Source organism: Dehalococcoidales bacterium (genome assembly GCA_028717385.1).
GTDB lineage: Bacteria > Chloroflexota > Dehalococcoidia > Dehalococcoidales > CSSed11-197 > CSSed11-197.
In genome coordinates, this window is sequence record JAQUNW010000027.1 from 1 (window position 1) to 14,816 (window position 14,816).

The window sequence follows — 14,816 nt, forward strand, 5'->3', positions numbered from 1 at the left end:
GCAGCCCTGGGTCAGAACAAATACAAGATCCAGATAGCCAAGGTTATGACCAAACGTGCCATCCTTGCCTGCAAATAGCCTTAAGGCTTAACAGACAAGCGTTACAGGCACAACGAAACGGGCTGGAGATTATCCAGCCCGTTTCTGATGTTCGCAGGCGCTGGTGATAATTGAAATGAACTGTCTAGTACAAACTCCATTCATCCTCGTTTATCATACCGACTTCTGATACCATTTCATCCAAAAGGAAATCGAGCTTCTCTTTAGACGAGCTTGGAGGCAACATTACAATCGGGAGAGGCCACATGGGTCACTGGGGAACATACCGCCTGTTGAATTTGCAGGGGCATTGGTGCCAAAATAACCGGGAAAACCACTTTATGATTGATCCTAAGATGGGGGCAAGTTCAGCGTCTACCTCCCTTCAAGTGTGTTGAACTTTATATTTCCATGATTTAGTTTTGATTTTGAGTGAGATTCTTTCCATATGTCCATTAGTTGACATAAAAATCCATCGTAACATTGGCCAGGGGCGCGGCTTCTGTCCAGCATAGCCTTGGTGGAGTTTTTTAGACCAATTGTGCTGTGAGTCCTATGTATCTTCATGCTTGCTGTAACTCCCTCCCGCCAATAGAAAAAGCCTTTTGTTTCGCTGGAGTTGCAGATTCGATAAAACCAAAAATCATCTCCTGCATTTTTTAATGCACCAGGAAAATCAACAGTCATTATTGTTCTCAATATATCTATGGAATAATTTAACATGGGTTCTATTATAAAAATGCTATAAGGCAGAATATCAGAGCATTACAAAAACGTTATAATCAGGAAAATAATACAAATCTTAATATTGCGAGCGGCGCTTCTGAGCGTAATCCAACCAGGCAAAGTCCTGGGCTATTACTAGAAGACGATGTTCCACTTGATTAAATAAAACACTTAATAACCATATAAAATTATTACATTTAACGATGTAATGTAGTATCATGGTGGATAGGAGTGGTATTACTTAAATACCGTTCTTTGGGAAGATGACTATTGTTGATAGAAAAATAAGCTCGGTTGACCTTGAATGCTGTGGTTTGGAGGAAAGCTTCTGCAGAGGGTCCGAGGTCATTCTATCCTATATCCGCCAGCTTAGCAGGCTAAAATCCCATGATCATGCCTGTATTTTATATGAAAGCCCCAAGGAAAAAATTTCTAGCATACTTGCGTTTGCCTGTACCGCAATAAGGCTTGGGAATATCTGTATTTACCTGGCATTTAATACTTCGAAAACAGAAATTATCGATACAATTTCGAAGGAAAATTCATCTGTATTGCGTAAGCTTGTCAAAGAGCAACTGGTTGTCGTTGACTCCAGCCTCTTCTTTTCTCCGGAGGATTGTTTCGAACCGGATAAAGCGATTGCCGTAGTGCAGAAAGAAATCACGAAGGCTTTCAGTATGCAAGTTTTTCCTTGTGTGATAAGTGATATGGATTGGGCATTGAGGGGGGAGGGCTCAGTTGAAAACCTATTTGAATTTGAATCAAGGTTAAACAAAGAGATCATTGGCTGCGAATCATGGAAGGCAATATGTCAGTACGATATTTCCAAATTTCATCCTAAGGTTATTAAGGAAGTGCTTAGAACGCACCCTACGATAATCTGGAAGGGACAGGTGCTCGACAATTGTTATTATATGCCGCCGGAGGAATTTTTAAGCGGTCGTCGCGATCAAATTGAGGTTAAGCGTTGGCTTTCCCATCTGGAAGACAGGCGATTAAAATTGCAGGAATTGGCAGAGAATGAAGCATGTTATCAATCTATCTTTGAAAATGCTGGCACCGCCATATGTATTATCGATGGAGCAGGTATTGTCAGTCTGATAAACCACCAATGGGAAAGAACCCTGGGTTTTACTAAAGGCGAAGTGGAACAAAAGATCCATTTCCTTGATTTTGTTCATCCCGGGGATAAAGATGCGGTAAGCAGGTATATCAATGTAGCAGGTAAAGTATATGAAGCCAACCCTAATGGTCACGAGGTAAGGTTAGTTGACTCTAAAGGTCAGACAACCTATGTAGTTTTTTCAATTCACTTAATCCCCAGTTGTGAAAAGTATATCATTTCTGCACTGGATATCACCGAATTGAAAAATAAGAATGGACAACTTCAGTTGTATCATAAACACCTGGAGGAATTAGTAAAAAAACGCACCAGAAAGCTGGAAAAAGAAACTGAAAAAAGCCGACGTCTGGCAAGGGAAATTTCTCAGCTATATCAGCAGGAGTCAGAATTGCGGAAACAGCTGGAGAATTCATCCAGAGAAAACACAAAATTTACCCGTTTTCTGGTTCATGAACTGAAAACTCCACTCACGCCTATGGTCGGTTCCGCTGATATTCTGTTCGAAAAAGCAAAAAGCACTGAGTTTGAAAGACTGGCCTCCAATATACATCGGGGGGCACATAGTCTGAATAACCGGGTTAACGACTTGTTGGATTTAGCGCGGGGAGATATGGGTTTGCTTCACCTTTCTTGTGGCTGGATAGACTTACCGGGTATTCTCAAGGATGTAGTGTGTTATATGGCAGTGGAGTTTGAGCGCCGGAAACAGCTGGTATGTCTGGACATAGATTTTAATACCCCCTTAATTTGGGCAGATGCTGAACGCTTGCGCCAGGTTATCATCAATTTGTTGGAAAATGCTTCCAAGTTTACACCAGCTCATGGTCGTATTTTTATAAAAACCACAAAAGTTGGAGATTCTCTGATTGTAATGATTAGAGATACAGGATGTGGAATTAAAAAGGAGCGCCAAGGTACGATTTTTAATGATTACTCGACCCAGCCTAAACCAGACGATCCCGCTGCTAATATGGGTATTGGTTTGCATTTGTGCAAACTATTGATGGATCTGCATGGCGGTGACTTGTGGGTTAACAGCAAAGAAGGAGAAGGAAGCGAGTTTAGTTTTTCTTTCCCGCTTGATAAAGATAGCAACAGGAGGTAACGCTGGTGGACATTCTGGTTGTAGAAGACGATAGTGATGTAGCGGAATTTATTTCTATAGCATTTGAAATGGCCTGGCCAGGAGCAAACATCAAGCAAGCACACCTCGGCCGGCAGGCGCTGGAATTGGCAGAAAAAGAAAACTTCAACCTGGTTGTTCTCGATCTGAACCTTCCGGATTTAGAAGGTTACGATGTTCTAACCAGCATACGTCCACGCACCTCAGCCCCGGTTATTATTGCTACTGTAAGAAGCAGTGAAGCTGAGATTGTTAAAGGACTGGAATATGGAGCGGATGATTACATCGTCAAGCCGTTTGGTCAGCTGGAATTGGTTGCACGTGCCCGTGCGGTATTGAGGCGTTCTCAGGAGTTTAATATATATGCACCGGTGATTCGCGGTCCAGTTCGGCTGGAGCCGGGAAGAGGAGAATTGGTCTACGGACATAAAAGAATTCATGTCACTCGTACGGAAAGCTTGATATTGAGTTTGTTGTTGCAGAGCCCGGGTCAGCTGGTGACCTATTCACAATTGGAAGAAGTCATATGGGGAGAACCCGGAGCGTGTCCTAACTCGTCCGATGCTATAAGGGTTTACGTTAGCCGGCTAAGAAACAAGATAGGCAAGGATTACCAGTGTAAAATAAACATTCGTGCTCATGCTGGTGCCGGGTATATACTAAATATTTAATCAATCTTATGATCATTACGGAACAAAAGTTTTTTCGATAATTGATTACCAATATATAACCACATTGGCGGATTGCCGGATACTGTTGAGTTGTGCCCGTATAGTTCATCTTGATTAAAACGGTGCCTGCCCAAACCAGACGTTATTATTTGTTATTATTGCCGCCACCACCTCCCTTTTTTAAAGCCATTGACGTTAAAAACTTTCTGTGATATTTTCTTTATACGGCAACATATTGCCGTAAATATCCATCAATATTGAGACAGCATTATGACTGGTAATAACGTAAAGTATCCTGAGCAAGTTACGAGTACCGGATCGTTACAGCTGGACCGCCTCTTAATGGGTTTATTTCCGGGAGACAACGTTGTCTGGCAGGTGGACAGCCTGGACGAGTATTCGTATTTTGCTGTGCTATTTGCCAAGCAAGCAGTCCGCAGTGGCTATCAGCTGCTTTGCTTGTTAATCCAGGCAATAAGAGTGCAGAGTGCTATCTCGTATTAAGCAAGTGAGCATTTTATAAAGCACTTTACAGGAAATATCTAAATATTGGTATAATAACGAGATTTTGTTTAACAGTAAGGATTCTGCAATTCTGTTTCCTCATCCTGCAAACTTGATTGCCAGGATATCAACAAACGTGAGTATAATTTATTTTCAGGAGTATATATATGGAAAAATCTGGTGCTTGCCTGGTTCCCAACAAATTGGCGCGATACCTGGATAAACCTTCAGAAGAGTTTACTCGCGCTGACATAATAAAATACGTTAAGGATAATGGTATCGAGGCGATAAACTTTCGCCATTTGGGTGGGGATGGGCGTCTAAAGACCCTCAATTTTGTTATAACGAGTCTTTCGCAACTCGAGCAGCTGCTTTCCTCTGGTGAGAGGGTTGACGGTTCGAGCTTGTTTCCATATATAGATTCCTCCTCCAGTGATCTGTATATTATTCCACGCTATCGCACTGCATTTGAAAATCCCTTTTCCAGCGTACCTGCGGTAGATATTCTGTGCTCATATTTCACAAAGGAGGGGCAGAGACTGGGCAGTTCGCCGGAAAACATACTTAAAAAAGCTCATGATAGCTTGAAACAAAAAACTGGTATGAGTTTTGAAGCTATGGGTGAATTGGAATATTACGTAATTGCCCCCAAACAAGCACTTTACCCTGCCAATTCCCAGCGGGGCTACCAGGAATCAGCTCCATTTTGCAGGTGGGAAAGCCTTAGATATGAAGCAATGCAGCATATTGCCCAGTGCGGCGGCAAGATAAAATACGGACACTCCGAAGTTGGCCACATTTACGGGGAAGAAAATGAAATGGAGCAAAATGAGATTGAGTTTACACCCGTAAACGTCGAAGACGCAGCAGATCAGCTGGTGATAGCCAAATGGGTTCTTCGAATGATAGGAAAACGATACGGTGTAAATATTAGTTTTGCACCCAAAATTCTGGTTGGCCATGCTGGAAGCGGCTTGCATTTCCACACTCGGATTATGAAAAACGGGGCTAATGCGATGGTTGAAAACGGAGTCTTAAGTGATGTTGCTAAAAAGGCAATTGCCGGCTACTTGACGCTGGCTCCGTCGCTGACGGCTTTTGCTAATACAATTCCACTGTCCTTTTTAAGATTAGTACCTCATCAGGAAGCACCTACCAATATCTGCTGGGGTGACCGTAATCGTTCAGTGCTAGTTCGCGTTCCCTTGGGTTGGTTAGGAGTAAATAACATGGCAAAAGATGCCAACCCGCTGGAAAAAGAAGATCTGGCTGACTTGGGCAGCAATCAGACTGTTGAGTTTCGCTCCCCGGACGGCTCGGCCAATATCCACATGATTTTAGCTGGTTTGTGCGTTGCTGCTCGCCATGGGCTAACGATGAAGAATGCTCTTGATATTGCAAAGCAGCTTTATGTAGGCGTTAATATATTCGCTTCCGAGAACAAGGATTTACAAGAGTCTTTGCCGCAGCTTCCTGACTCGTGTTACTCGGCAGCCGAAAGTCTTCTCAAAGACCGGGCGTTGTATGAAGAGGGCGGAATATTTCCCGCCACGGTTATCGATGGTATGGCAAAAATGCTCAAGGGCTATAACGACAAGGATCTCAGCCAGAGATATTACGGAAACGGAGCGGCGATACAGAAGCTGGTTGACGAGTTTTTACATCATTCCTAGGTTGTAGCTGGTTATAGTTTTCAAATAAGGTCGGTGGTTGATTGCACCTCGTATTTGCGGTGCTTTTACCTGCCGGCCTTTGCATTACAATACTGAAGAATTTCAGCAAGGTTGGCGATTTTAAGCAGATTGTTGCTTTCCGTAAAACCATCATATGTCAAACTTATCCATGGCTTGGAGTATTGAGCGCTTATTTTTTCTGCCATGGCAGCTACTATTCCCCCTGGCATGCAACCATGGGGCATTACAGAGATAACTCCGGCAAAGTCTGGATTCTCCATCCATTCCAGACCGCTTCCAAGACTAAGTACAGCTTCGCTGCCACATCTGGGCGACAGCAGTCGAGACGAAAGCTTTAGCAACTCTTCAGTCGATAGCTCTTCGAAGTCCAGCATTCCTTTAAATGAGCGTGATATGCTGGATTCATCATGCAGCTGGACCTGTCTTTTTATTATTCCTGTAATCCGCCTGGTTATTGATTTGTCTCGAATGGCATCTTCAAGATTGCGATGAGTGGTGTATTTTAACCATTCGCTCATTGAAGAGACGACGACTTCCAATCCGGCATCTTCGCATACCTGTACCAAATTATTGTTGGCGAATCGATTGGCACGTAAAAATATTTCCCCATTAATTCCAATCAATGGTTTTGGTGAAAGGTTAGGGTCAGCTATTTGTTTGAATTGAATCGTTGCTTCTTTCAGCAGATGATTATACTTTTGTTTTTGGCGAACGCATGTTGCAATTTTATGCAGGTATTGGTCAAAAAGGCTGTTTGCCTTACTTTTATCTGGGCTATAGGGCCGGTAATGCCAGAGCAGTCGCTCAAGGTGATCGATAGCTACAATGGCTTTCCATGCCAGTCTTTCGAATGAAGATCCCAAGTTAAGATCCCTGTAAGCGTTATTAGATACAGTAGTACACATAGGTAGATCAAAACCGGCTTGCTTAATTAACCTTTCTTGTTCAATGGCGTATTTACCAAGGCGGCAGGGACCATAAGAACCGCTCATAAACCCTTGAACACCTTTAGAATCGGGGTGCGTTTTTAAATATGTCAAGAAGCTTCCCAACGTTACTCTATACGGGAGGCATTCAGTCCCACTCGTCACTTCCTCTGCGTAGATTAAATCGTCCTTATCAGCTTCGGGGAGCACTTCGGCATCAACCCCGAATGCTTGCATAGCTGAAGCCAGTACAGTAGCATGTGGCGCCATGTTAGGAATAATTATTTTCTTTGCCGTATTTATAATGGGCGATGTACCGCGATAAATATTTGATAAATCAAGTTCGACTTGCTGGGCATTAGATTTGTGGTGTGCTTTGATTGTGTCCGCAAGAGCCTCCAGCCGGGTCACCATTCCGGCTTCTGCAGCGTGCTCGTCAATTTCCATTTGCCCCATTGGTTTATGCCCGGTAATATCCTGCAAAATTTTTATAATGAAAGAATCGGGACCGCAGCCAAAGTTGGTAATAGACAACCCATATAAAAAGGGAGTAATACTGGTGATTTTAGTTGCGTTAATAAATTTGGATTCATATGCCCAGTATGGACGGTCGCTTATATCCTCCGGATCGAAGCTGCTAAGAGGTAAGAAATCTACTGGTACGGGAATCATACCCAGTGCGGCCAATTTTTCGTTAAAACCCAAGTTGGCACCCGAGTCCTGAGACATATATGACCTTGCCATTACAACTACTCCGATTTTATCGCTCTGGCGGATGTCCTCAAGCAATCGATTGCCATTTTGCCGGAGCTCTTGTTCGAATACCTTTTGACGTTCGAAACCCGCTATGGCCGCTTCGATACCTTGTTCATAGGTAAATCCCATTTTGGTAGCAACTGTGGCAAAGTTATTAATGGTCTCTGTTTCTCCCAGACTAAGATCTATAATCGGAGAAAGCAGGCGGTTGCTAACGTTGTTCATGACGTTACCAGCAATAAAAGGGGACGCCTGTACTAATGGGCAGGCATACTTTTGGTTTTTATCCTTATTTTTCTGGCCGAGTCTGATAGCGCATGGATACAGGATATAATCGGTATGGGATAGTGAAGACATATGTCCATGCAACAATTTTAGCGGAAAACATGAATCGCTATAGCTAAGCTCAATTGATTTTTCTATTGTGTTGCGGGTAGTTTTGTCAGATAACAGTACTCTAACTCCGAGTTTATTCAAAAATCCAATTAACAGGGGAGCGTAGTCATAAACCAACAGTGCCCTGGGTATGCCAACCAGAAGGCCGCTGCCATCAAGGGGATTATAGTCAGCAAATAACAATTTCTCCCTGATGTCAAAAGGAGTTGTTACAGTAGTTTTATCTATACCGGCATCATAGAGATCACAACGAGAGCCGAAATAAGTGGTTTGTCCATCGGGTAGTTTCATGCGGGTTATAGTGCAGTTATTATCACACTTGGTACATAGAAAAGTTGAAAGATTGCAGTCAGCTTCAATTACTCTGTTAAATCCCTTGAAGTTCGATTGGCTGCCATCCATGGATTCCATGGCAAGAATTGCAGCTCCAATTGCACCACTAACTTCCCGGTGGGGCGCTACCGTTATTTGTTTACCGGGAAGCATTTGATTGAACGCTGATACAATCGCCTGGTTATAGAATACAGCTCCAGTCAGAATAATATTACTTCCCAGTTTTCTGGAGCCGACTACTTTCGAGAGGTAGTTATTGACAATCGAACGAGCGAGGCTGGCAGCTATCACTTCTTTTGGAATTCCATGCTGTTGCACAGATGCTACAGCTTGACCCATGAAAGCAGCGCATCTGGTACCTAAATCGATTGTATAGGGGGCTTCGAATGCCAGGCGTCCAAAATCGCCATTTTTTACTGAAATACCCAGCATATCTGCCAACTCATCGATAAAGCTCCCTGTTCCAGCAGCGCAAGCTTTGTTCATCTGGTAATCAGCTACGATTCCGTTGCGTTTAATAACCAATTTTGAGTCTTGCCCGCCGATTTCAATTATATCGGCATTTGGGTCAAGCTCTTCCGCGGCTGTTACTTGTGCTGTAATTTCATTTTTTACCAGATCGGCTCCAATCAGGCTTCCTATCAAATATCTGCCGGAACCCGTGACGCCAGCTCCGCCTATTGATATTTCGCCAGCGCCCCGGGTTACCAGATTGGTAAAGACCTGCTTGACTGCATCAACGGGGCGCCCTGCGGTCATGATATAATCCTTGAGGATAACCTCTCCTTGAGAGTTGATGATTACTGCCTTCGTGCTGGTTGAGCCTACATCTACGCCAAGGTAGCATGGAGAATTGTTTAAATTATCCGTAATACTTGGTTCATGTGCTGCTGATATTTCTGTTAGTTTGGGGAGAGGATAGAATTGCTTGCTTGAAGCTTCTTCTGGCAGGAAATTTACGCTCGAAGGATTGTTTTTAGCTAGTAATGCCAAGCCAAAAGACTGGGTGTAAAGAGGCGATTCTGCAATGTTAATTTTAACTAGCCGGTTATTTCTCGCCGAAATAGCTGATTCGAGTGCTGAGCACACTGCCAGGTTAGCTGCCATTCCTCCGGTGAAAACAACTGGCTCGAGGAACAGGTCCTTTTTTAGTGAGGTGATCATTCGGGCGATACTTTCGCACAGGGATTTAAGCATTGCCTCTACGGGCACACCTTTTTGCTGTAAATGTATCAGATCGCTTTTAGCAAATACACTGCATCTGGTGGCAATACGCGGGGTAGCGCCCGTATAAGAAATCGCCAACTTGGCCAGGTCGTTTAAATGAATACCAAGCCGGTAGCACTGTTGCTGTAAAAAATGACCAGTACCGGCGGCGCATAGCGGGTTGGAATAGACTTTCCATGGTTTGTTCATGCCATGCTCGAGTTCAATAATCAGAGCAGTCTGGCCACCGGAGTATATTATAGTGCGGGTATCTGGATGATTATTCATTATGGCAGTAGTGAGGGCGAGGCCGTCTGAAAAATAGCTCCAACCTGCTTTAGTTGCAACCTGTTTTGCGCCTGAGCCAGATATCGCGGCACCGCTAATATTATAAAAAGGGGTATATTCTTCCAGGCGTTTGAGTAGATAGTTTATGGTTACAAAAGGGCTCGAAGCCGTTTTGGTATAATCCCGGTAAACTGTGTTGCAGTTAGTATCTGCCAGCGTTAGTTTAGCCGTAGAAGAACCAATATCAATCCCCAATGTGTAGCTCATACTGTATTTTATCAGAATTGAGGGTGAAATAGCTCATTTTATGTTATTAACATGATCTTGGTTCTTCTAAACCTGTCTTTCTTTGACGCAATCAGGAGGGGTATTTATAATGAATAATCGTGACAATTTAACTATGGTGGCCATGAAGTAGTGTAAATATGAAAATATCAACCAGAAGTCGTTATGGGATACGAGCATTGGTAACCATTGCGCTGTGTTCAGGAAAAGGGCCAGTTGCGCTGAAAACAATCGCAGCAATGGATTGTATCCCCTTTATGTACCTGCAAAAGTTAGCATCCCCCCTGGTTAGCGGGGGTATTCTTAACGCAACCAGGGGAATGAATGGCGGAGTTTGGTTGGCCCGGCCGGCAGAGAGTATAAAGCTGAGCGAGGTGGTTAGGTTACTGGAGGGGCCAGTCACGCCTGTAGACTGTCTGGAAGAGCATAGTGGTTGTGTGCGGGTGCAATATTGTGCTACCAGAGAAGTTTGGCTTCAACTAAAAAAAGCTATTGATGATGTGCTTGAGAGTACGACAATAGGCGATCTGGCTGAAAGACAAGAAAAAAACGAAATGTTACATGCCGATATGTACAACATTTAGGCATGTTGGATACATAAAATAAAAAGAAAAGTTGAGAAGAAAGAACTGGATAACCTGGTTGTTAATATAGCTCATGATGCTACTTGTTTAACTGGAAACACACCTCTGGTCCGGTTGAACAAAGTTATCGGTTCAGCCCGAGCAGAAGTGGTTGCAAAACTGGAATATTTTAATCCCACCGGAAGTGTTAAAGACCGTACGGCTGTTGCCATGGTGCTGGATGCAGAAACAAAAGGAATTATCACGAAAACCAGTGTGATTATTGAACCTACAAGTGGGAATACTGGCATCGCGCTTGCTTTTGTGTGTGCAGCCAAGGGATATAAACTGATAATAGTGATGCCAGAAAACATGTCGGAAGAGCGAAAAAAACTGCTCAGGTTGCTAGGGGCAGAGTTAATTCTTACTCCTGCACAGGAAGGTATGAGTGGCTCGGTGAGATTGGCCCGGGGAATGGCAGAGAACGATCAGAATTATATACTGCTTGGGCAATTCGACAATCCGGCCAACCCGGATATTCACACCAGAACAACAGCGCTGGAGATATGGGAAGATACAGGAGGGTTGGTTGATATCGTCGTTGCTGGAGCAGGTACAGGGGGAACAGTAACCGGTATCGGGAGAGCATTAAAAAAATTGAAACCAGAAATCCAGATAATAGCAGTTGAGCCGGAGGGTTCGCCGGTTCTATCTGGCGGAAAAACCGGCCCCCATCTGATTCAGGGGCTTGGTGCCGGTTTTATACCGGGGGTTTTTGATCCGAGTGTAGTTGACCGGATTGAAACTGTCAGTAATGAAGCCGCAATTAATATGACGAAAAGGCTTGCCCGCGAGGAAGGACTTTTAGCAGGATTATCTTCCGGTGCGGCCGTTTTTGTTGCAGTTGAGGAAGCAAAAAAACGGAAAAATCAGGGTAAAATGCTGGTAGTAATACTGCCCGATACCGGCGAGCGTTATCTTTCAACTTGGGATGCGTAGCCCGAATCAAATTTTACTCTGGTAGATTTACCATTATTCGCCAGTTTTCATGGGATAATTTTCCCCAGATATATAGCCCAAATCCTGAGCTTGCAAGTCAAGATCGGCAGTGATTATAGCTTCCGATCCAAAGCTCAACTCGCCTTTAGTTTTTCTTAAATCTATTGCCTTTAAGTACCGCTTGCACTTTTCACAAAGATAAAGGCGGTAATAATCATCTTCATCTGTTCTATACGAAAGTGTTTTTTGATCAGTATTATGGCAGAAAGGGCAATCAAGGCGCTGGAAAAGCCATTCCATACTACAAAAGGAACAAACAAGGTATCGGGATCCGGCTTCTTTTTCCAGATAGCTGAATGATGGTGCTGAGCCGCAAACCGGGCAATTACCTTTTCGCCATGATTGCTGTCTGACCCGCTCTTTAAAAGCCAGGGCATATCCAGTAAGAAAAGGGCGCATTGTATGGTGTATTAGTGTAGCTAACCCATGCGGAGAGACGCCTGCTTGAGCAGCTTCGGAAACAAGGCTGCTCCCCTCAAGCCATTCTTGGGCAAGGTTTGCATTCACCTCCGGTATTTTCTCTGTTTGTAATTCAGTATAATTGGGCAAAATATCTGAATATTGCTTAAACAGCTTAGCCAATTTTTGTAATGTATCATTGGCCAGCATCCAATCAACATCAAGTTCTTCGAATCTAGCGAGTGAACGGCCTTCCGCGGTGCGGTGGTTTATCACTTTTTGAGGTATGCCTACCGCTGGAACTCCGGTTTTTTGTTCAACTTCAGCTTGTATTCGGAGAAGTTCAAGATAGAAGGCGGCGAACCTGGAAGAGTGGGTTGACGAATCAACCCACTCTTCCAAACCTTTAATTATTTTACTTGTTGTATCGTTTTTTTCAGGTTTGTACAAAATAATCTATTATCCTTTATGCCTGCCCTGCAATCAATAGTAAGGCTCTTATCAGAAGACCGCCAAGGACTACTAATCCGGCAGAAGAGAAAGTGATACCAGCCAGGATTCCAGTAGAGTAGTCTTTTTTCAAGTTCATTCCAAGCATGATGAGTGGCGCCACAAGGCCGGCAGCAATAAGACCAACCCAAAACCACAGTGAGAGCTCACCGCCCGTGAGCAATGCCAGTCCGTCGGTAGCAGCTGGTGAACCCGAGGCAGAAAGCCAAAGTATAAACAAGGCAATTACAATCAGCTCAATGATGATTGCTATCACCAAAGATTTGGCCAGCTTGGCAATGGCAGACGATTCAATCTGCCAACCGGATTCATCGAAGAACTGTTCAATAACCCAATGGTATGGCCTGATGTTCGTTCGATTGAGCCAGTTGACTATCAGAGAGACTACGATTAGCCATGCGACACCGGATGTGATTGCTGAGACGACGAAAACCGCTGGCAGCATTGGGGTAACTGCCCAGAAAGGCTGGGTTGATGCAGAAATCAGTACTCCGGTATAGGACATGAGAAGTATAGACATCACAAAGCCAACCCATGAGAGGATGCTGGTGGCTTTGTCTGCTAAAGGCTTTAAACTGCGTATGTAGTGGCTGGCCAGCCAGAGCACTAGCATAATTCCGGCAACCATAAGCCAACCAGAAAGAATCCAGCCACCCAGAGAGAGAACCGATTCTGGCCGGAAAGTTACGAACATATGCCAGAACCAGAGAATATTGCCCAAGTGAGAGAGAAGCAGGGCTACTCCGATTAGCGCCAGGATGATGCCGGTACATACAGCCAGTTTGAACAGGTTTTTAAGCTTGCCGCCGCTGAATTTATCAGCAAGGAAAGCAGTCAGGAAGGCACCGCCAGCCATGCCGGCAGCCCAAAGATCAATCCATAGGGTTACACCCCATTCCATTCCGCCGATATTCATTAGGCACCCCCTTTCTTGCCGGATTGAGAGGCAAGATCTTGCTTGCGTTTAAATACTAGCCAGAACGGCAAGGCGGTCAATACACCTGCAGTAACCAGGCCGGAAAGCCATTTGCCAACGACATCGGAAGTAGCAACTTTGGGGTCATCCGGCAATCCATAGATCGCACTGGGAGAATCATCAAGGACATACATTACATGGAGTCCTCCCAGTTCGTTTTCGCCGTATAGATAGGCTTTGGGATGTCCATTTGCCTTTAGCTTGTCTACGACAGCACGCCCCTTGGCTACCAATTCGTCCCTGTCGCCATATTCTAGCGCCCCAGTAGGGCAGGTGGTAACACATGCCGGCTTTTTACCATCAGCCAGCCTGTTATAGCCAACTGAAGTACAGGCACTGCATTTCATAGCTAATCCGGCATGATGGTCAATATGAGGAACGTTAAATGGGCAAGCTTGGGTGCAGGTTCCGCACCCGATGCACCAATCTTGATCGATGTGAACAAACCCTTCGTCAGTTTTAAAGATAGCACCTACCGGGCAAACGATGGCGCAACTGGCTTCTTCGCAGTGTAAACAAGAACGTCTGAGAAACAGCCAGTCGAGCTTGCCTTCTCGCTCTACCTCAATGAAGCGCATTTTTATCCAGGTTTCACCCGAAAGCTCCCTGGGGTTTTCGTAAGAGCCCCAGTTACTGGTTTCTTCTCCTTTATGTTCATTCCATTGCTTGCAGGCTACTTGGCAAGCCCGGCAGGCTGTACATTTGGTGAGGTCAAAAAGGATTGCCTTACTCATTAGTCTGCCCTCCTTACATTACAGAGGAAAGTCTTGTATTCAGGAATAGTGGTATTAGCATCACCAACGTGCGGTGTAAGCATGTTGGCGGAGTCGCCGCTTTTCATACCGGCAAAACCCCAGTTAAACGGCAGTCCGATCTGGTGGACGGTCTTACCATCGACAGTAAGGGGTTTGAAGCGTTTAGTAACTACCGCAACTGCTCTTACCTCACCTCTGGCTGAGCTGACAACAACTTTATCACCGTTATCAATGCCTTTTTCTGCAGCGAGAACTTCGTCCATTTCAGCATACATGTCAGGCATGAGCTCTACGAGCCAGGGCAGGCTTCTGGTCATGATGCCGGTCTGCCAGTGCTCTGTACAACGATAGGTTGTGCCCACATAAGGATATTTATCGGGTGTTCCCTGTTCGTTCATCCATTTGCCGATAAAGGCACAGGGATTAATTTTCTGACCGGACATAATATTTCTATCCAGTGGTGACTCCCATGGTTCATAAACCT

At 44.5% G+C, this 14,816-nt stretch carries 11 protein-coding genes; 6 read left to right on the top strand and 5 right to left on the bottom strand.

Annotated elements, in window-relative coordinates; genetic code table 11:
* The first annotated feature begins 1,028 nt into the window (after positions 1 to 1,028).
* The 4 genes from PHX29_05855 (at position 1,029) to PHX29_05870 (ending at position 5,859) form a co-directional block, all read left to right on the top strand.
* On the top strand, positions 1,029 to 2,993 hold the full coding sequence (locus tag PHX29_05855; GenBank protein ID MDD5605415.1) for an MEDS domain-containing protein: 1,965 nt from the start codon (positions 1,029 to 1,031) through the stop codon (positions 2,991 to 2,993).
* Between the two features lie 5 nt (positions 2,994 to 2,998).
* Entirely contained in the window at positions 2,999 to 3,682 is a 684-nt protein-coding gene (locus tag PHX29_05860) for a response regulator transcription factor (GenBank protein ID MDD5605416.1), read from the top strand.
* 270 nt (positions 3,683 to 3,952) lie between these two features.
* On the top strand, positions 3,953 to 4,186 hold the full coding sequence (locus PHX29_05865; protein MDD5605417.1) for a hypothetical protein: 234 nt from the start codon (positions 3,953 to 3,955) through the stop codon (positions 4,184 to 4,186).
* A gap of 167 nt (positions 4,187 to 4,353) precedes the next feature.
* On the top strand, positions 4,354 to 5,859 hold the full coding sequence (locus tag PHX29_05870; protein MDD5605418.1) for a glutamine synthetase family protein: 1,506 nt from the start codon (positions 4,354 to 4,356) through the stop codon (positions 5,857 to 5,859).
* Between the two features lie 65 nt (positions 5,860 to 5,924).
* Here the strand turns inward: PHX29_05870 and PHX29_05875 are convergent, their stop codons facing one another.
* Positions 5,925 to 10,052 (bottom strand): acyl-CoA dehydratase activase, encoded by a 4,128-nt coding sequence (locus PHX29_05875; protein MDD5605419.1) that lies wholly within the window; start codon positions 10,050 to 10,052, stop codon positions 5,925 to 5,927.
* Positions 10,053 to 10,210: 158 nt separating this feature from the next.
* On the opposite strand from PHX29_05875, the gene PHX29_05880 reads away from it, so the two are divergent.
* Both PHX29_05880 and cysK read left to right on the top strand, forming a co-directional pair.
* Positions 10,211 to 10,654, top strand: coding sequence for an Rrf2 family transcriptional regulator (locus PHX29_05880; protein ID MDD5605420.1), 444 nt, complete (start codon positions 10,211 to 10,213; stop codon positions 10,652 to 10,654).
* A gap of 66 nt (positions 10,655 to 10,720) precedes the next feature.
* Positions 10,721 to 11,632, top strand: a complete 912-nt coding sequence (gene cysK, locus PHX29_05885; protein MDD5605421.1) for a cysteine synthase A — start codon at positions 10,721 to 10,723, stop codon at positions 11,630 to 11,632.
* 33 nt (positions 11,633 to 11,665) lie between these two features.
* Here the strand turns inward: cysK and PHX29_05890 are convergent, their stop codons facing one another.
* From PHX29_05890 to PHX29_05905, 4 genes are all read right to left on the bottom strand, one after another.
* Complete coding sequence (locus PHX29_05890; protein MDD5605422.1) at positions 11,666 to 12,541, bottom strand: formate dehydrogenase accessory protein FdhE; 876 nt, start codon at positions 12,539 to 12,541, stop codon at positions 11,666 to 11,668.
* Between the two features lie 16 nt (positions 12,542 to 12,557).
* Positions 12,558 to 13,517, bottom strand: a complete 960-nt coding sequence (gene nrfD, locus PHX29_05895) for a polysulfide reductase NrfD (protein MDD5605423.1) — start codon at positions 13,515 to 13,517, stop codon at positions 12,558 to 12,560.
* Positions 13,517 to 14,311 carry a 4Fe-4S dicluster domain-containing protein gene (locus tag PHX29_05900; protein MDD5605424.1) on the bottom strand — a complete coding sequence of 265 codons (795 nt, stop codon included), beginning with the start codon at positions 14,309 to 14,311 and terminating at the stop codon, positions 13,517 to 13,519. The genes nrfD and PHX29_05900 overlap by 1 nt, the downstream gene beginning before the upstream one ends.
* Positions 14,311 to 14,816: molybdopterin dinucleotide binding domain-containing protein (locus PHX29_05905; protein MDD5605425.1), on the bottom strand; the 506-nt coding region annotated here is incomplete at its 5' end. The genes PHX29_05900 and PHX29_05905, both read right to left, overlap by 1 nt.